14 protein-coding genes are annotated in these 19,059 nt (G+C 37.9%); 6 read left to right on the top strand and 8 right to left on the bottom strand.

The window, feature by feature from the left end:
* Nucleotides 1-156: 156 nt before the first annotated feature.
* Complete coding sequence (locus ABVM49_RS12930; protein ID WP_405202284.1) at nt 157-1,125, bottom strand: type I phosphomannose isomerase catalytic subunit; 969 nt, start codon at nt 1,123-1,125, stop codon at nt 157-159.
* A 57-nt stretch (nt 1,126-1,182) separates the two neighbouring features.
* Nucleotides 1,183-1,992, bottom strand: coding sequence for a dolichyl-phosphate beta-glucosyltransferase (locus tag ABVM49_RS12935; RefSeq protein ID WP_405202285.1), 810 nt, complete (start codon nt 1,990-1,992; stop codon nt 1,183-1,185).
* A 187-nt stretch (nt 1,993-2,179) separates the two neighbouring features.
* Between ABVM49_RS12935 and ABVM49_RS12940 the strand changes: the two genes are divergently transcribed.
* From ABVM49_RS12940 to ABVM49_RS12950, 3 genes are read left to right on the top strand one after another with little or no spacing between them, the layout of a single operon-like run.
* Nucleotides 2,180-5,269 carry a hypothetical protein gene (locus ABVM49_RS12940; protein WP_405202286.1) on the top strand — a complete coding sequence of 1,030 codons (3,090 nt, stop codon included), beginning with the start codon at nt 2,180-2,182 and terminating at the stop codon, nt 5,267-5,269.
* A gap of 38 nt (nt 5,270-5,307) precedes the next feature.
* On the top strand, nt 5,308-6,507 hold the full coding sequence (locus tag ABVM49_RS12945; protein WP_405202287.1) for a hypothetical protein: 1,200 nt from the start codon (nt 5,308-5,310) through the stop codon (nt 6,505-6,507).
* A complete protein-coding gene (locus ABVM49_RS12950) occupies nt 6,504-8,018 on the top strand; it encodes a glycoside hydrolase family 2 TIM barrel-domain containing protein (RefSeq protein WP_405202288.1) in 1,515 nt (504 codons plus the stop codon). The genes ABVM49_RS12945 and ABVM49_RS12950 overlap by 4 nt, the downstream gene beginning before the upstream one ends.
* Here ABVM49_RS12950 and ABVM49_RS12955 read toward each other — a convergent pair whose 3' ends face one another.
* The 4 genes from ABVM49_RS12955 to ABVM49_RS12970 all read right to left on the bottom strand — a co-directional run bounded on the left by ABVM49_RS12955 (nt 8,019) and on the right by ABVM49_RS12970 (nt 11,283).
* Nucleotides 8,019-9,221, bottom strand: coding sequence for a glycosyltransferase (locus tag ABVM49_RS12955; RefSeq protein ID WP_405202289.1), 1,203 nt, complete (start codon nt 9,219-9,221; stop codon nt 8,019-8,021).
* 37 nt (nt 9,222-9,258) lie between these two features.
* On the bottom strand, nt 9,259-9,558 hold the full coding sequence (locus ABVM49_RS12960) for a hypothetical protein (RefSeq protein WP_405202290.1): 300 nt from the start codon (nt 9,556-9,558) through the stop codon (nt 9,259-9,261).
* A gap of 342 nt (nt 9,559-9,900) precedes the next feature.
* Nucleotides 9,901-11,139 (bottom strand): oligosaccharide flippase family protein, encoded by a 1,239-nt coding sequence (locus ABVM49_RS12965; RefSeq protein ID WP_405202292.1) that lies wholly within the window; start codon nt 11,137-11,139, stop codon nt 9,901-9,903.
* Between the two features lie 9 nt (nt 11,140-11,148).
* Entirely contained in the window at nt 11,149-11,283 is a 135-nt protein-coding gene (locus ABVM49_RS12970; RefSeq protein WP_405202293.1) for a hypothetical protein, read from the bottom strand.
* Between the two features lie 719 nt (nt 11,284-12,002).
* Here ABVM49_RS12970 and ABVM49_RS12975 point away from each other — a divergent pair.
* Nucleotides 12,003-12,362, top strand: coding sequence for an endonuclease domain-containing protein (locus tag ABVM49_RS12975; protein ID WP_405202294.1), 360 nt, complete (start codon nt 12,003-12,005; stop codon nt 12,360-12,362).
* A 75-nt stretch (nt 12,363-12,437) separates the two neighbouring features.
* On the opposite strand, the gene ABVM49_RS12980 is transcribed toward ABVM49_RS12975, so the two are convergent.
* The gene (locus ABVM49_RS12980; protein WP_405202295.1) at nt 12,438-12,740 is read right to left on the bottom strand and encodes a hypothetical protein; all 303 of its coding nucleotides are present in this window, start codon (nt 12,738-12,740) and stop codon (nt 12,438-12,440) included.
* A gap of 25 nt (nt 12,741-12,765) precedes the next feature.
* Between ABVM49_RS12980 and ABVM49_RS12985 the strand changes: the two genes are divergently transcribed.
* A complete protein-coding gene (locus ABVM49_RS12985; protein WP_405202296.1) occupies nt 12,766-14,787 on the top strand; it encodes a tetratricopeptide repeat protein in 2,022 nt (673 codons plus the stop codon).
* 235 nt (nt 14,788-15,022) lie between these two features.
* A complete protein-coding gene (locus ABVM49_RS12990; RefSeq protein WP_405202297.1) occupies nt 15,023-15,727 on the top strand; it encodes an ATP-binding protein in 705 nt (234 codons plus the stop codon).
* A 670-nt stretch (nt 15,728-16,397) separates the two neighbouring features.
* Here the strand turns inward: ABVM49_RS12990 and ABVM49_RS12995 are convergent.
* Nucleotides 16,398-19,004 (bottom strand): DUF6923 family protein, encoded by a 2,607-nt coding sequence (locus ABVM49_RS12995; RefSeq protein WP_405202299.1) that lies wholly within the window; start codon nt 19,002-19,004, stop codon nt 16,398-16,400.
* Nucleotides 19,005-19,059: the final 55 nt, after the last annotated feature.

Below are 19,059 nucleotides of genomic sequence, written 5' to 3' on the forward strand. Positions count from 1 at the left end.
AAGCGCAAAAAAAATCCGCAAACAACGCTACATTGTTGATGCGGATTTATTTATAATCTATTAATTATTCTCCGTTTAGTGTAACCTATCTTATGTAACAATAACAACAACGTACATTATAGGTTCACAAAGATTTCTAAATCATAGATTTTTTGATTAATCAATATACACTTCTAGAAATTTTGCATTCTGAGCAAAAAAATATGCTTCTTCACTTTGTGCTGGTAAGAGAAGTGTTTCTCCCATAGATACTATCTCAGTTTTACCATTTACAGTTACAGATGCTGTACCCTCAACACACATAAGGATAACAAACGAATCTAGGTTAGTAAATGATCTTTGAAATGTACTATTTACATTAAAGCTATTTGTTGTAAAATAATCACAAGCAACAACATTCTGTGATACATTATCTTCTACTTTACATTCTTTCTTACATTCTTCAGTAAACTCCTTAGTTGCTGCTACAGACTGGTCAAGGTGTAAATCTCTTTTTTGACCTTCCTTATCTGTGCGATCCCAGTCATATACTCTATAGGTGATATCTGAGGTTTGCTGTATCTCTGCTGCGAGTACACCTGCTCCTATGGCGTGTATCTTTCCTGCAGGGATAAAATAGGCATCGCCTCTTGTTACTTTTTCTTTATTAAATACATCATATACATTATCTCCTGTCACATCACGTAAGATCTCTGTATTTGCATTTTTATCTTTAAGACCTAATATGATCTCTGCTTCTTCTTCGTGATCCATTATGTACCACATTTCGGTTTTACCGTATGAGTTGTGATCTCGTTGTGCCATCTCATCATCTGGATGTACTTGTACAGAAAGATTTGTTTTTGCATCTAGAAACTTTATAAGCAGTGGAAACTCATTTCCAAAACGTTCATAATTTGCAGCTCCTACAAACTCACTGGTGTGGTTTTCTAAAAGCGATACTAATGACTCACCTTTATAATCTCCGTTTGCTACTTGTGATATATTTCCTTCTACTCCAGATATTTCCCAGCTTTCACCAGTCGTATCGCTAGTACATTTCTTGTTAAGTACCGATTGTAGTTTTGATCCTCCCCAAATTTTTTCTTGAAGGATAGGCTCAAATTTTATTGGATAGATGTTCATAATAGTAGATTTGATGTGGATAAATGATGTTTTACGGGGACTAGGAAACGGTAATTATTATGCTGCTATAGAAAGTTCTGGCGTCATAGTATCTAGTGCAAATTCTGTAGGTATCACCTTAACAGCTGCATTATTCTTTACTGCGTAGTTAAACCAGATCTGTGTAAGATTCATAGGGATCTGTAAAGCGTCTTTCATTCCTAATTTTGAATCATCTACGTGTACCCATCTCATAAGTGGCTGCTCAAAGATGTTGTTCATCGTGTTTTCTTTACCTAAGTACTTTTTAAGACGTAAGAAGATCTCTACGTCAAATAACCATCTACTAGTAAAAGCATTATCATATACTGCAGGTACGATGCTTCTTGTAAATACTTTTGCTCCACACTGCGTGTCTCTTATGGGTAATCCTAAGATTAATAAGATAAACTGCTTCACAAATTTTGAAAACATATTTCTCATAAAGTTACGTTCTATCTCACCGCTTCCTAAAGCGTTTCTAGAACCGAAAACTACGAGCTTTCCCTCAGTATTCAGAGTTTTAACGAGGTCCTTAAAATCTCTGAAGTCTGTAGAAAGGTCTGCATCCATAAATCCTATCGTAGAGATAGTAGACTTGCTGTATAAGAATCTAGCTCCTGCTCTTACTGCGGTTGCTTTACCAGAGTTCTTTTTTACATCTACAATGCTTATTGCATTAGGCGCTTGTTCTTTCATACTATAAAGAACCTCTAGTGTTTTATCTTTACTTCCATCGTTTACAAAACATAGGTGGTAATCGCGATTTTCTTTAATGAATTTTACAAATGCTTCTGTGTTAAGTCTCTTTTCTTCGTTGTAGCAAGGGATGATTATTCCAGTTTTCATAATGTGTGTTTTTGTGTGTTGTTATTGTTTTACAAGACAAACATACCTCCAGATTCCAGCTATTTTTTTGAATTTTCGATGGCTGGATTCTTTGTATCGACGGTTACCATTCGTCGAAGGATGAACCATTCATCGAAAGAACTATCTTTGAATCAGAATATTAAAAAGGGTATCTTTTCACTCCCAAATGAAACAGTCCAGAACTAACAAATATTTAGTAAGTGCCGTACTCCTCGGAATGATTTTCCACGGGACGGCTATGTTTTTTACTGTAGAGCGCACTTATGACGCTCTTATACATCTGTTTTTTGCAAATCACTATGCGACTAACTGGTTTGAGCCGTGGAGTTATAGCTGGTATACTGGATTTACAGTAATGGGATACCCACCACTGGTGCATCAAACTATAGGAGCACTGTCTTATATAGGTGGTCTTAAATTTGGGATGTTTACCGTCGCCCTCACGGGAGTCGTACTATTTATTACTGGAGTGTATCGCTTTACGATGGTGCTTATACCTAATAAAAAAGTCGCTGGTTATGCTGCGGTGCTAGCCGTATTTAGTTCTTCCTTTGTAGAAACGCTCCATATATTTGGGCAACTTCCAAGCATTATAGGTATCTCTGTATTAATGCATTGCCTGCCGGAGATATATCTCTGGGTAAAAACTGCGCGCAAACGACACCTCTTTAAAGCACTGGCATTACTCTCGGTAACGGTTACTTCACATCACGTGACTCCTATCTTTGGTATGGTTTTCTTCATATTCCCACTGTTAGGAATGGTGGTAATGGATGCTGCGAGAGAAAAGGTTAATAGTACGAAGGAGGTGACTGTTATCGCTTTCGCGAAAGCGGTATGGACCCACTTAAGACGCATCATCATATTTGGAGGATGTTCCTTGTTTCTTATCATCACGTGCATCTTGCCGTACTGGGTAAATACTAAAAATAATCCTATCACGCAGGTGCCTATACCGCACGGATCGCGTGACAGCTTTCTTGAAGTACTCTCTTCTGGACTGGTGTTCTTTGTGATCCCTTGGGGACTTTTAATGTTCTTGCTTCCTTATTTCTTTTATAGATATTATAGCAAGCGCCTTCTATTTTTTGGCATCTCATTTACGTTACTTTTTATTTTGGGTACTGGTGGTACTACACCTATACCGCTGGCAATGCTAGGAGAAAATGCCTTTAATATCCTTACACTAGACCGCTTTACATTATGGGCATCTATAATGGCGCTACCGGTTTTTGGCGAATTTTGTTACCGCTTTGTAGAGGGAGATTATAAGGACTACTTGCAAGAAAAATGGGGAACGCTGGTGCATAGAGCATCTGGAGCATTTTTATCGCTACTATTTATTTTTATTGCCATTTTTACAATTACCCTAGGAAAATTTAGACCGAGCCAACCAGATGTAATTAAGATGACGCCTATTGTAAACTTCTTAAATGAAGATGAGCATTATAAATGGCGATACTTACCACTAGGTTTTGGAGACCAGATGGCGTGGCTCTCTGCACAAACTAAGGCAACCACGGTAGATGGAGATTATCACTCTGCTAGAAGGCTGCCAGAGCTTACCACACGAGCGGTAGAGCGTCTCGAAAACTCAAAATATAGAGGTATAGAAGGAATAGGCTCGCTACAGCAGTTTCTCACGGTACCAGAAAAGTATCATTTAAAATATGTGTTTTCTAATGATAAATTTTATGACCCACTACTCTACTTTGCTGGCTGGCATAGATTGAGCTTACTAGAAAACGGTATTATGGTTTGGGAAAAAGCAGGTATTGCTCCCTTACCTAGTGTGCTGCCTAGAGAAGATGCACCGCTAGTTTTAAAACTTATGTGGGGCATCATTCCATTTTCAACAGTAATACTCGCAATACTATTGCATCTAGGTGCCTTGTGGACGCGATCTTTTAATAGAAAAAATGAGCTTCCCTTATATTTTGCATTTGCTGCAAAATACAAACGAGCACCCTCCTTATTATACTGGGCTTCTATTTTATGGACGATTGTTTTACTCATTATAATAGCCTATGCAGGATATCTATTTTATGTAAAAAACACCACACAACTCTCTGCAAGAAATGTGGTCACGGCCTATTATGATGCTGTAGATTTTAAAGAGTTTGAGCGTGCGCACTCTTATCTTGATCCAGAGAGTGATAAAAAACTCTCACAGTTTATGCTTGAGATATCAGTCTCAGATGGTCTGTTAAGTTCATATGCAAAGCTAGATAGCTTGCACATAGATATAACACCTAATACAGACACTACTGCTCAAGGTGTTGTAGATGCTACCTGGATTACACCCCTCAAGGAGATACAAACTCAAGATGAGCTGGAGCTCATTAAAAAGAAGAGCAAGTGGTACATTATACCTCAAAAGGTAGATCCAGACATCCCACCAGAGCAATTACTCATACAAAGTGGCACTAGGTATTATAATCACGGTAAGCGTGCCGTCACCTCAGAGCAAACCTTTCACGAAGATGTACTTAAACAACCCGTTGTTGAGGTACTCTCTGCGAGACTGGTACAGCTAGACACAACCTATGCTATTGTAGGGGAAATACAGAATGTAGATAATATCCCTGCAGATATCTCTGTGACAGGAGCTTTGTATAATGAAGAAAATGAGGAGCTGGCAAGATTTAATGCAAAAGATGTAGTAAAGCATAAACTACTGCCTAAGGAAACAACGCTATATCGTATAAACTTTGAGGGTATTGCTTGGGCATCTGCGCTAGAAGAAAAGCCTACTACCTACGAGCCAGATACATTTACAGAGGTAGATCTTACAGACATCCCAGTAAACTTTGAGGTACAAGTAAGCGCAAACGTAGCAACTACAGATCTTTACCAAGCTGCAGACCTTTTTAATGTCACACAAAAAGACACAACCTTAAATGGTTTTCTCTTTAATACAAGTATAGAAGAAGCGACCATACCACAACTACTCATAGGTTACTATAATGAAGACAAGGAGTTGTTATGGGTAGAAAGCAGATATATAGATGAGAGCGTGCGCCAGCAACGCAAACGCCCTTTTTCTGAAGTACTTTATAAAGATGCATTACCTACAGAGGTTGCATCTGGACTAGCAACGGCCTCTGTAAATGGACTACCTAACCAGAGTATTTCTGATAAGGTGGTGCCTCAACGCAATGATGCTGGAACTAACCGTACGTTTATACCTGTAGCAGGTATGCCGTATGCATATATCACCATTATCACAAATAACTATGTAGGTAACCCAAAATAATGAAGCGCCACACCCACATATCGCATTTACTTTTATATATGAGTATACTCATATGCCTCGGTATGTCTAGTTGTAAAGAAGAATCCGTTGAAGTAACATCTACGCCTATAACACTATCTATAAATAACATAGAGGATACTACAGTTACAGAAAAGGGAATCTACATTACCACGATGGGTGACACTACTATTGCTGCTGGACAGGCTTATCTCATTGTCTCTAGTACCTATGGTACGATTGTTATAGAGCCCGAAGCGATTAATAATACACCACAGTTTTATATTCCTCCTAGTTTTACAAAACGCAGTGGTGTGGTAAATTATAGCTTATATCTTAATGATAAGGTTACGCAAGAAGGAAGTTTTAGACTACTGCCCAACCCTACTCAACTGGGCACTGTAGAAACTTATCTTGGGCCACGTAGTATTGTTGCAAATGTGCGTGACTACACGATGCTCGTGAGTATCCCGACAGATACACTAGATAACACGCTGCCAGATAATACAGAAGTGGCTCTCAAGTCGCAGTTTAAATCTAAAATTACAACTACATCTCACGGGGTTACATCTGGCTTTGTGTGGAAACGCATTTATGCTCCACTTAAGACCGGCCGAGTAAGTACGGGAAGTACGATTGAAAATATTTCGTCTAAGGAGTTGGTTGCAGATGTATTTCCAGATGTTGCTCAAGATTTTATTATCACCGCAAGTAGTAATCACAACTATGCAGATGGTAATGAAATCATCACATTTAATAGTTCGCAAATACGCGATGCACACGGTAATGTAATGACAGACGGGACACTCGTTACCTTTTTTATGACAAATGCTACAGGTGCTCACTGGCAGATTACAGCGAGTACTATAAATGGGTACGCTTTCGCGAAAGCGTTACACCCACACTTCCCTACCACTTGGAATGTACGAGCAGCAGCGACAGGCATTGCACAGAGCAAAACCATTACTCAAGAGTTTACAGCTATCATAGACAGCATCCCTGCACCACAAATCACTGAAAGAAATTTAACCGTAGGCCCACTTACGAGTTACCTAGGCCAGCTAGTGCAAAATGGAATAGACGTACAAATTACTGTAAACAATAACACCTACAACGGCTTAACCAAAAATGGGTCTGCCGTCTTTTATCTTAAAGAAGAAGACTATCCCAAAGGAACATATGATGTAAACATTGAGACCCTAGGACTCGAGGCTACCTACAAAATCACCATTACAGATTGAAAACCAATAAAACGCTATATCGCATCTTAATTTTGGCTGGATTTATTCTCATAAATGCAGGTATCCTCTTTGGTATCAGTCAGGTGATTGCTTTTTTAAACACGGGTGCAGACAGAAGTAAGATGCTTCACCTAGATGAAACAAAAGAGCGTCACTATGTACCCCAGGTGACGTGGGAGTCTATAGAGAATCCTGGCAGACCTATGGAAGAAGCAAATCTTAAAAGCATAGAAGAGGATTATCTAGACGCTTGGTATGTAAAGAATAGAGCTTTTTACACAGGTGAAAATGCTGGAGTTTTTGATCATTTTACAGAGCAAGCCCGCGGTAAAGTTGAGGACTTAATCATCTTAAACAATGAGGAAAACGTATATATAGAAAGTACGACCCTCACCCATCACCTCTCGCTAGAATTTTATAGTGCAGACGGTACACTGGTAGTACTTACAGATCGCAACGTCACAGGTGTAGAACGCGTTTTTAAAAATGAGCAATTTCTAGTAGAGCGCTCTTTTAATGATGATTATAAAATCATACTACTACTAGAAGATGGCTTCTGGAGAGTGCGACATTTTGAAAAAGTAGCCTCACATCCAGTAGATGATGCCCAAAAAGAGACAATCCCACTTGATCTTGCAATGCTAGAAGGAATTAACTATTACCCGCAAGGGAGCCCTTGGGATACTTTTGGAGCTACATTTAGTAAAGACACACTTGCAACAGATTTTAAAATTATTAATGATCTTAAGCTTAATTCTATAAGAGTCTTTGTGGGGTTTGAGGATTTTGGCAAAGCGCGTGTTAAGCGAGAAAAGCTTGAGAAACTCACATCACTTCTAGATGAAGCGCAAGCAGCAAATCTTAAGGTTGTCGTCACCCTTTTTGACTTTTATGGAGATTATCGCATACAAGACTGGACTATTACAAATGCTCATCTCTATAGTATCGTGACACATATAAAAGACCATCCTGCTTTATTAGGATGGGATATAAAAAATGAGCCTAATCTAGATTTTGAAAGTCGTGGGCAACGTGAGGTTTTATCTTGGCTGAGTCAAACGATAGATTACCTTAAAACCTTAGACAACGAGCATCCAGTAACCATAGGCTGGTCTTCGCCAGAGGCTGCATTACATCTAGAAGAGAAGGTAGATCTTATCTCATATCATTATTATAAAGATCTCAAGGACCTAAGTGCTGCTCACAAATCAATTACAGATGTAACTAGTAAACCTGTGGTTTTACAAGAATTTGGTCTTGCCGCTTACCACGGTTTATGGAATCCTATAGGCCCAGATGAAGAAGACCAAGCGGCATATTATACCGAGTTTTATAAAACCCAGAAAAGAGATAGTATACACTATCTCTCTTGGACACTTTATGATTTTAGGGATATACCGAGTGAAGTGGCTGGTAGATTACCGTGGCGAAAGAACAAACAGGCTTTTTTTGGAATTGTTAATACACTTGGGGTGAAAGACGATGCCTATTTGGTCATTAAGAACCGGTAATTATGCTGCCATTATTGTGGTGATTTTTGTTCTTCTTGATGTGCCATTAAAAACATCTATATACATTTGAGCAATACGGCTCATAGGTAATGCTGTTGCTGCTTGATAATTTGCTTTTGCTATTTCTGTTCTGTAAGCTTCGTTTGTTACTAGATTTTGGATTCCTGTAGCAAGACTGTGCATACTTTCTGGATTAAAAAACTCACCTCTGTATCCTTCTTCTTTTACAAGAATACCTAGATCTCCTAAGTCTGGCATTACTACTGCCTTACCATAGCTTCCTGCTTGATGTAATACTCCTGAGCTTCCCGTTGTAGATGTGTATGGAAAAACAACCATCGCACTTTCTGAGAAGATTACAGGTACATCTTCTTCTTCTACATAACCTGTAAATGTAAGATTAGGAACGTGTTTATATGTTTCTTGAACTTCTGCTAGGTATCCTGGCGTGTTAGGACTATCTGTACCAGCAATTACTATCTCAAGATCACGACCAGTTTGCTCTCTTACGATTTGAACAGCTTCTATAAGTATCTCTACTTTCTTATACGTTCCAAATTTTCCGAAGGTCATTATTTTTAAAGGACCTGGTGCTACATCATAAGATGGCTCTTCTGGAATCTCAAAGGTACCGTGAGGGATTAGTACACAATTTTTTGCGTTATACTTCTCTTCTAGTATGTCTACATATTTACTGATGGTAAGCGCCACAGTATCTGCTTTAAGTACCACACGAGTAAGCATCTCGCCTATGAAGTTATATGCCTTTATTTTTAATTTATTACTTGTAAAACCTGCACTGTCAAGATCTACAGTTTCCATTATATTGTGAAGTAATACCGTTGTTTTTACTCCCATCATTTTTGATACCCAAGGAGAAAACAATCCTAGCGCTGCAGCTACCTTCTTATCTCCAAACTTCATAAACTGTAGGTTATAAAGTACTGCGTCTGGTTGTGTTGCTCTTACGGCTTTTGCGATAGAGAATACATTTTTTAAGCTGTTGAATTTCCAACATTGCTTTACTGTAATCTCACATCCATCTTCTTCAAAAGTGATATCTGCTTGGTCTGGAGTTACATCTGTAAGAAGTACCAGTTCTGTTACTTCTTGGTTTTGACGAAAGTGCTTTACTAAGTGGTATGCATATTCGTTTAAAGTTACTTTGCTCGGTGGATAAGCCGTTACGATTGCTAGTTTCATAATATATAGATTTGATGTTGTTGTAATTTATTTTGTTTTATGCTGCTGCCTGATAATAGTTAGCCTGGTTATTAATTTGCGCATATAATTCGGCAACTGCTGGCTCTGGATAGCTGAAAAACTTAAGTGATTTTTCTTCTGAGATTTCGGCTTGTAAGCTTTCTAAAACTCTTACTAATTTCTTAGCTCCTTTTTTAACCCCACATAAATTTATGATGACATTATCTTCTACAGATAATAATGCTTTAAAGTATCCTTTTACTTCTTGCACGTGTGTATTTGATACTTTTCCTTTGATACAAGTTACTCCGTAAATGTTGTTTATTTCTAGTGCCATAATATTTGTTTTTAAGTAGTTATGTTTTTTTGATAGTACAAATATGGGGCTTTGTTTTCGCGAAAGCGGACGAAAAACGTTTACTCGACCGTTAGTATAGACGAATGGTATTTGACCTTCGATAAACGATTTTTGACTTTCTTACAATTACAGCTCACATAGGCTAAGTCACTATAATGCAGCCACTAAGATTAGATATCACCAGATAGAGATTTGATATAGGTAAGTAGTATATAAAGGGATGTTAGAGCCCTCCATAATAGGCTTGAGTTAGTCAAAACAAAAACCCTCTCACAAAAGCAAATGCTTATGTAAGAGGGCAACTACAATTTGGGGAAACTGTTACTTTACTTGCATCTTCCAGAAATAAAGTAATTGAGCAATGAGTAAACTTCCCATTGCAACTACTTGGGCTAAAACAACTTCAAACAATGAATCGTGGAATAATATGATTAATACTATTTGTAACACTCCAAAAATGGCAGCAATTACAATAGGTTTATAATGATCTAGGGATAGATAGTAGTAGGCAAAAATGTTTGATAGGGCAAAAAAAGATGTCGCAAGTGCATACCAACCTAATAATGGAGCAATAGACATATACTGTTCTCCAAATAATATTTGTACTGCAAATGATGGAAACAGAAATGTAAACAACACGATACCACTAGCAAGGGCTGTGATGTACCCTACATACTTCATAAGTACAGGTACAGAGTTCTTGCCTTCCTTGCGCATAGATACTACTGTAGGTAATAGTAACATCACAAACATCCAGGTTACAAAGTAAACTACGCGACCTATAAGCGCTAGAGATGCATATAACCCTGCATCATAAGATGGAAAATAGTGTTTTACTAAGAGTATATCACTGTTGTTACAAATGATCTGGGTAAGCTCATAGCACGCAGTAAGTACAAAGAAGTTCATAACTGCCTTGCTCTCTTTTGAGGTAAGGGCAGATTGCACTGCCTTTTTAGACGTTAATTTTTTAAATGGAAACACACCTGCTATAAAAGAGATTGCGATTGCTGTAGCTACTGCGACAGACGATTCTATATTGAAGAAAAGTAATAATGCAAATGTAAGTGCGAGTCTGCATACCATTTCCAATTGGTAGGTGATTGATAATGCAATAAAGGATTTACGTCCTTGAAGGTTTCCTCTGTTTACGCTCATTATGAAATAAAGAGGGACTGCTATTCCAAAAATGGTAAACATTACAGAAGACTCTGTTTGAAAAAGTGTTTGCAACGATCCTGCAAAAACTACAATTGCCGCACCTAATATGATTCCAAAGGTGGTCGCTTGTTTATAAGCTCTTTGTACAAATGCTTCCTTTTTTGACTTGTCAAACTCCGTTGTAAACTTTGCAACTGCTAGCTGAAAAGTCATTGCAACAAATGATAGTACAAGTAGTAAGGTGATAAGTATAGCAGCATCTGCAAAGGCACCAGGGCCTAGTACTCTACCCAGTCCTAAATTATAGAGGTAGTTTCCTCCATTTACCACAAAGGCACTGAGCATAAATATTTGCTCAGGGGTAAGTAACTTTTTGATTTTGTGTTGTATAGCGATCATAGCAAGTTACTAATAAGTCATTAATTGAATGACTGGTTTGTCTACTTTTCTATGTACTACACTTAATGTATTACTAGCTTGTGTATTTCTAGCGTTGTGTACTACTTTTAATGTGTTTGAGTTATTTATTACTGTAAGTCCCATAATTGTTTTGTTGTTTGTTTCTGGTACAAAGATGCGAGCAATTAAGAGGCTTTCGGTTGAAATTTCGATGAGTAGAATTTTACTGTAGACGAGTGGTCGTGTTTTATCTTTAAAGCATATTTTGTGGATATGTCGCTTTCGCGAAAGTTTAATGTGATACTATATAAGGACTGGGTTTTGGGGGTTTGGGGTGTGGTTATTACTCGCACGAAAAAACATCTCCTCCCGAACTTTATGTATTACTTACTCAAACGGAAAAACATCTCCTCCCAGCCTCCTCTTCGAAGAGGAGGAGTGTCAACTTGAAGCCCCTCTTTGAAGAGAGGTTAATAACTATCTTCTTACTCAAACTCAAAACATCTCCTCCCGACATTTATATATTACTCACTCACACGCAAAACATCTCCTCCCGGCCTCCTCTTCAAAGAGGAGGAGTGACAACTTGAAGCCCCTCTTTGAAGAGGGGTTGGGGAGATGTTCGCAGCCATCTTCCTACTCAAACGTAAAACATCTCCTCCCAACATTTATATATTACTCACTCACACGCAAAACATCTCCTCCCAGCCCCCTCTTCTAAGAGGAGGATTGAAAAAATGAAGCCCCTCTTTGATCTCGCCTCCGACGAGTGAAGTATGAACGAGAGGAAGGTATATTTGGGGAGATGTTGGCGGCAATTGAAAATTATACAATATTGATTTACTTATATTTATAGAAAAATATTGCAGAGATTAATTCCATATCGAAGAGATTTGAAAGTGCGTGCTCAAGAGCTTAGAAAAAATATGACACTTGCAGAGTTGGCTCTTTGGGATAAAATTCGTCGTAAATCTTTGGGTGTAGAATTTCATAGGCAAGTTCCTCTTCTTGACTATATAGTAGACTTTTACTGTCACGAGATTGGGCTAGCTATCGAAATTGATGGTAACATACACGACAATCAAGTTATGCAAGACGGAATCCGTCAGGGACGATTAGAAGAAAAAGGTGTACACTTTTTGAGATTTAAAAATGAAGAGGTTTTTGAAGAAATAGATGTCGTACTTACAGCAATAGAAGACAAAATTCAAGAGTCATTGTAGTTTACTTAGTTGTTGCTTTTCTCACTCACGCGCAAAAACATGTCCTCCAGACATTTATATATTACTCAATCAAACTCAAAAACATCTCCTCCCAGCCTCCTCTGCAAAGAGGAGGAGTGTCAACTTGAAGCCCCTCTTTTGAAGAGGGGTTGGGGAGATGTTCGCAGCCATCTTCCTACTCACACGCAAAACATCTCCTCCCAGCCTCCTCTTCGAAGAGGAGGAGAAAAAAAGCCCCTCTTCGAAGAGGGGTTGGGGAGATGTCCGAAGCTCACTTCCCTCAAAACTCCATTCACACTTTACGCAACCTCCACCAGTCGACGATAAGTGTCGACGAATTGCAGATATATTAAGATTGAATCCTTTGTATATTGCCATAACTTGCACTTGTAAAACATACGCAATGAGACAACTAACATATATTATTCTTTTCCTACTAGGTGCAACAGCATACAGCCAAGATATGTCTGCTGGTTTCACTTTATTAGAAACTGGAAAATATGAGGAGGCAAAAACATTTTTTGGCGAAGTGCTTGAAGATTACCCAGATAATAAAACGGCAAGACTCTGTTACGGTCGCGCTCTAGGGTTGAGTGGTGAAAGTGGCAAAGCAAGAACACTTTTTACAAACCTTAAAGCAGACTACCCTGCAGATTTTGAAGTGGGCTTAAACTACGCCGAGTCTCTTTTATGGGATAGTGATTTTGGCGCTGCAAAAGACTTTTATGAAACCCTCGTTGCCAAAGACAGTACAAGCTTCTCTGCCCTACTCGGCTATGCAAACACGCTTTCTAATCTCAAAGAATATGACGCGGCAATCGCTTATGTAAACAAGGCGCTTACCGTACAACCTGGTAACGCAAATGCTGCGGTGTCAAAAAAGTTTATGCGTTTAGGTAAGGCAAACCAACTCACAACTGCCTTTCAATATGATGCGGCAATACAATTACTTAAAAGTGCTCTTGAGGATATGCCTAACGATGAGCAAATCATAAGCGCGCTTGCAAATACCTATATCGCAAAGAAGGATTATGAGAATGCAAACACAATGTACAGCAAGCTGTCAGATACCTTAACATCGCAAGTGGGTAAATCACTAGTTGCTCACTTACAGAAGGACGACAAGCTTGCATTATCACTGGCGCAGGAGAGTATCGCTTTCGCGAAAGCGGACACTACAAAAATCATTACCGCAAACGAGCGCTACATACAAGCACTCATCTGGAACGGAAAATATGCCACCGCAAGAACTGCCATTGCAGATCTTAAAAGCACCTTCCCGACTAATGCCCGCGTGGCTGCACTTAAGGCAACTTTAGGGATGTACACGGGGACTTTTAAAAAGAGTATCCAGGTGTATAACGGTATCCTTGAGAAGGACAGTGCCTCTTTTGACGGAAATCTCGGGATTGCAAATGCATACCGTGCACAAGGTAATCTGGATGAGGCTTACGCTTTCGCGAAAAACACCTTAACCTTCTACCCTAACCAGAAAGACGCTACTGGTTTAATGAAAACAATAGAAAGTAGCCTCGCTCCCGTGATCGAAACACGAGCTGCATACACCGAAGATAATGGTGATAACCAGGCATACTCGGCTGGTCTTACCGCTACCTTGCCATTTACAAGTAGGTTTAAGGCTATATTTTCTTACAACTACCGTACTACCGAAAATATGACCACAAACACGATGGCTTATAACACAAATGCAAGCCTTGGAGCTCATTATAGAGTCATAAATAATACCTGGCTAGAAGGAACACTAGGGTTTGTAAAGGCAGATGCAGATGCAAATGAGTATACAGATGTAAATGGATCTATTTTTGTAAAGTCAAGACCTTTTCCGCTTCAGTTTTTAGAGGTGGGTTACAGCAGGACGTTACAAGATTTCAACGCAGCACTAATAGATGAAAAAATCTTTATGAATAACTATTCCCTTAACTACAATATGGGAACAAACATAAATCTAGGGTGGTACACTGGTTTAATGCACACGCAGCAAACAGATGGAAACGCTCGTAACTTATTATTTACTTCTTTATACTACAACTTTACAAAAAACCCAACGCTTAAAGGTGGTATCAATTACCAGTATGTAGGTTTTAAGGATCAAGTACCTACGTTGTACTTTAGCCCGTCAAAATATCAAGCAGTTGAGTTGTTTTTAGATCTTACTGGGCAGGCAGGAAAGTGGAGCTATGCAGCAAACGCTGCAGGAGGTTTACAAGTAGTAGAAGATGATGAGGCTACTACCCTTTTTCGCGTAGAAGCCCGAGTACAATATGCGATATCAAACCGCTTCCAGATGGGTGCTTATGGTAAGTACAGTAACATTGCCTCTGCAACCGCAGCAGGATTTGAATTTATGGAAGTAGGTCTAAAACTAAGATGGCAAGTGCTTGACAAAGGAATTATAAAGATGTAATCTTCAAGACGCTATTTGATATTAAAAAAACGCCCAGCTGGGCGTTTTTTTGTTGTTATAATATACAGATTATACTTCTTCATAGTGTTAGTATGCTATTAGTTTTAAGAAACATAGAACTACAATATTCATTGTATATTTAGATCAAACTTACAACATCAAAATTTAAAGTAAACCCATATCGCCGATAACTACACTCGCTTTATATAGAGGTCTGTAATAACCCATTTGAGAAATGATAACAGAAAATGAATTCAAGAGTTTAATTAAAAAAAATGAAAGTTCAATATTAGACTTTAAAAGAGAATTTTATGATTTTAAAAAAGACAAAAATAATTCAGTTACAGCAAAATTTGTGAAAGATGTAATTTCATTTTCGAATACAATAAGAACAGAAAAATCATTTATTATTTTCGGAATTCAAGAGTTAGATAATGGAGACATTGAACATAAAGGAATTAATGAAAAAGTAGATGATGCAATTCTCCAGGATAAAGTAAAAGACAAAGTTTTTCCTAGACCGGATTTTTCATTTTACACAATCGACTTTAATGATAAAAAATATGGAATTCTTGAATTTCCTATTAGGCGATATGAATTCCCTATTGTTCCCACAATTAAAGATCTAAAAGGACTTGAAGTCGGAAAAGTTTATTACCGAAACGGTACTTCAAATACAGAAGCTAATGCTTTTGATATTATTAGAATCTATGATTGGCTAAAATCGTTACCCAAAAAGAACGAGTCAAATTCTTTAAATGATGAAATATCAAATTATATAAAACAACTTACTATAGGAGAAGAAAAAATTTCTGTGATAATAAGTGATTTATTTGACCTGTCGAAAAAGTATGATTTTATTGAACTTAAACAATTCTGTTTAAATGAAATTCAAGGTATTAAGTCGGCAGAGGCCAAAAATTGTGATTATCGAATCTAAAATGTAATAGTATCTTGGAATAAAATAGATATAAACCCCTACACTTTAAGAAAAGCAACCGTAGATTTAGTCAGAAAAGAAATGGAAAATAGCGAGGGTTTTTTTGAATGCAAAATTGTAATGCATCATACCATTTTAGGAATAGAAAGTTCATTAGAGCATTTTCGAACGGAACCAAATTCTTATGGTACAATGAAAGATGATACACAATCGCTACTTGGAATGGAAAAAAAACTTGACGTTTATATTTATACATTTCCTGATAACTTTAATTCCCTTTATCGAAATATTAGACAGAAGGCAATTGACCTTTTAATGAAATTATAAAAACTACCCCCAACAAACAACTCAGTTAAAACACAAGCCTAGCTCAACTCACCTCAATAAATACTTCTAAGCTAATCTTAATCTATAATTCTAGCAACTTGGTCTTACTACTTCATTGAATACAATGGCTAATTTGGAAAGTTTATTTACCTCTGTGATGAGTTCTTTTTATTTCTCTTACTTGAGGTATGCTTTCGCGAAAGCGAACTTGTGAGATTTACGACCACCGAGAGAGCGTAGCTATAAAGCTTACTAAGCAATGCAACCTAATACCCCACCCCACAAAAAAAAGCCACCACCGTCCCCGGTGATGGCCAAACATCAAATCAAAAAAACTACTTACTTATTTCCTTATGACAAACTTGCCACTGTGTTGTTGTGAGGCACTATCTATTAGTTTATAGGTATAGATGCCTGTCTGTAGGTTTGGAGCTGTGTATACAGCTGTTAACCCTCCATTATTTGTTGTTATATCTTGCGTGTCTACTATACGTCCTAGCATATCTACTACTGTGATTTGTACCGTTGCACTTGCTTTTGCTAGGCTTATCGTAGTTTCTCCTATAAAAGGATTAGGATAGTTTGTTAAGGCTAGCGCCTCTACTGTAGCATCTACATCTTCTACCGAAAGAGCTTCAGAGTTTGCAAATCTTATGTCATTAAGGAACATCTCTTTAGTTTGTGCTGTTCCGTCTTGAGATACCATTGTAAATACTATCGTTACAAGATCATCAAGAACTAGTGGTGCACCAGAGCCGTTTACAAAGTTCTCTAGTGAGAAGTCTATCTCTTGATAGCTATCTGTAAGCTCAATGGTTGCTTTGTACTGCTCTTCCCAGTTTTCTATGCTTGCTTTTACAAAAGTTACTTCTAGGTTACCTGTTCCTTTCGCACTCATCTGTAGTGCGTTATAGTTACTTACATCTACCGCTTGAAAACGTGGTGTAAGTGCTCTGTAAGCTCCTACATAACTCGTTGTTGTTGCTGTGAAGGCAAGGTTACGCTCTATAGCATATACCTCATCACTATACGTATTCTCATTTTCTGTAATCTCATAAGAGAGTACTTCTGTACCATCTTGTGAAGCATCTACTCCCCAAGGACCGTCAGATAGAAATAAGTCATCTGGAGTATTAATGCCGTCACCTATTCTAAAGCCTATGTCAAATAAATACCCTGTATCAATAGTAACTTCTGTGATGTACTGTTCTCCTAGATCTATTGTAGAGGTAGTTGTCACGAGATCACTTGTCTCTGTAGCTCTTATACCTGCATCAAAGGTTACACTCTCTGTTGCATTTGTGTTTACAATCTCTAGTTGTAATGCACCATTTGTATAGCTACCACTTTTTACAAAAACTGTAGGTGGTGTTGTTACCTCATAAGATGTTACTGGTTTTTGTACTTCAAGTAAGTTTAATAATTGTTGTCCTAGTTTATGAAGGTCATCTATTGAGTTTGCCCATATTTGGAAGTTGTAAAAAGTTACCTCTTCTTCATAGCGATCTAGATTCCAGTGGCTCTCTACGGCAAACTCTGCTCCGTTATTTACTTCTTTCGCCGAAAGGCTTAAAACAAATTCTACACTACCATCTATATTTCTTATAAGGGATTTAATAAACTGCTGTCCATTAATCTCTATGGTAGACACAGAGGTAAGCTCTGCTCCTAGTAAACGATCACAGATATACTTAGTGTGCTCATATACGCCATTTTCAGTTTTGAGTGCTAGTATAGAAGCAGTAGAGATATCATTTTTAATATAGTCTACAGCATATACTTCTGTAGCGTTTGTAATATCAACAAGGTCTTCTGGAGTAGACTCTACTACATAATCTTCATCTATTTCTTCTAGAGGGATGAAATCTTGTAGTGTAAATGACTGTGCATTTCTCACTCCATAGTTTGCTGTTTTTTCTTTAAGTGGGGCTAGGTCTTTATTAAATGTATAGCTCTCTTTTGCACGATTAAAATTACGTTTTGCAATCGCATTAGATAATCTATTGTTACTCTCAAGACCGCCCTTATTACCAGTAGAAGCTTCTGGGTCTATAGTTGCACAGTCTCCATATCCAGAGCAAGATGGATCTTCACAATCTGTAAGACCGTCACCGTCGTCATCTATACCGTTATCACATATTTCTTGTAACACTGGTGCAGTAGGACAACGCGCGCCATCATTACTAGCACTTGATGGTCCAAAAGCAAAGAGGTTTGAATCTATAACATTAATTCCATCAAGGTCTTGTACACTTTGTATTACATAGATAGTTCCTGTTTGGTTTGCAGAAACATAAAACCTCCCTGATGCATCAAAATATACAGCACCATAGGTGTAGTTTAATCCTGAAAGAATTGGTACAATACCTAGTGGTGTAACAACACCATTATCAGGGTTTATTCTATATATTATGTTTGTACCTTTTTCTACAGTATATAATTGATTATCTACTGCATTAAAAGCCCAGTCGTGCACGTTAATGCTTTGTGATAGCGTCTCTGTGCTTAAAAGTTCTGTATAGGTACTTGAGGTTGGGTCTAAGTCTACTTTATAGTAGGTACTACCACCAGCTTTAAAATAATACTGTCCCGTAGCGCTTATGTCTCCTACATACTTATTACCCGTGGTAAGTGCATCTATAGTAAAAACGGTTGTATTAAAGTCTTTACCTATTCTCACAATAGATTTTGATGGGCTAGATAAATATCCCCATATAAAACCATCTGCAGGGTTATATGCTGCAGCGTTAATATTACCAGTGGTTACATTTTCGGCCGCTAGAAAAGAGTTTCCAGAGGCAAGGTCAATCGCATATACATCATTATACTGAAATAAGTATGCACTGTAATCACAGTTAAATGGGATGTTTTGTGCACTTACATTAAAAGTACATACTAAGCAAGCTACTAAAAGAACTTGTTGTGCTAGTGAGTAAAGATTTGATTTCATAATGCTTCTATGGATTTGATTATAGAAACAAAATTAGGTCGTTTATACCCTGTAT

Origin of the sequence: Dokdonia sp. LLG6352-1, from assembly GCF_045055815.1 — a bacterium.
GTDB lineage: Bacteria > Bacteroidota > Bacteroidia > Flavobacteriales > Flavobacteriaceae > Dokdonia > Dokdonia donghaensis.

Bases quoted from the DNA above. Each gene is read 5' to 3' on its own strand.
- ABVM49_RS12955 (WP_405202289.1), bottom strand. From the start codon at position 9,221: ATGAAACTAGCAATCGTAACGGCTTATCCACCGAGCAAAGTAACTTTA.
- ABVM49_RS12930 (WP_405202284.1), bottom strand. From the start codon at position 1,125: ATGAACATCTATCCAATAAAATTTGAGCCTATCCTTCAAGAAAAAATT.
- ABVM49_RS12980 (WP_405202295.1), bottom strand. From the start codon at position 12,740: ATGGCAATATACAAAGGATTCAATCTTAATATATCTGCAATTCGTCGA.
- ABVM49_RS12970 (WP_405202293.1), bottom strand. From the start codon at position 11,283: ATGGGACTTACAGTAATAAATAACTCAAACACATTAAAAGTAGTACAC.
- ABVM49_RS12945 (WP_405202287.1), top strand. From the start codon at position 5,308: ATGAGTATACTCATATGCCTCGGTATGTCTAGTTGTAAAGAAGAATCC.
- ABVM49_RS12995 (WP_405202299.1), bottom strand. From the start codon at position 19,004: ATGAAATCAAATCTTTACTCACTAGCACAACAAGTTCTTTTAGTAGCT.
- ABVM49_RS12940 (WP_405202286.1), top strand. From the start codon at position 2,180: ATGAAACAGTCCAGAACTAACAAATATTTAGTAAGTGCCGTACTCCTC.
- ABVM49_RS12965 (WP_405202292.1), bottom strand. From the start codon at position 11,139: ATGATCGCTATACAACACAAAATCAAAAAGTTACTTACCCCTGAGCAA.
- ABVM49_RS12985 (WP_405202296.1), top strand. From the start codon at position 12,766: ATGAGACAACTAACATATATTATTCTTTTCCTACTAGGTGCAACAGCA.
- ABVM49_RS12935 (WP_405202285.1), bottom strand. From the start codon at position 1,992: ATGAAAACTGGAATAATCATCCCTTGCTACAACGAAGAAAAGAGACTT.
- ABVM49_RS12960 (WP_405202290.1), bottom strand. From the start codon at position 9,558: ATGGCACTAGAAATAAACAACATTTACGGAGTAACTTGTATCAAAGGA.
- ABVM49_RS12990 (WP_405202297.1), top strand. From the start codon at position 15,023: ATGATAACAGAAAATGAATTCAAGAGTTTAATTAAAAAAAATGAAAGT.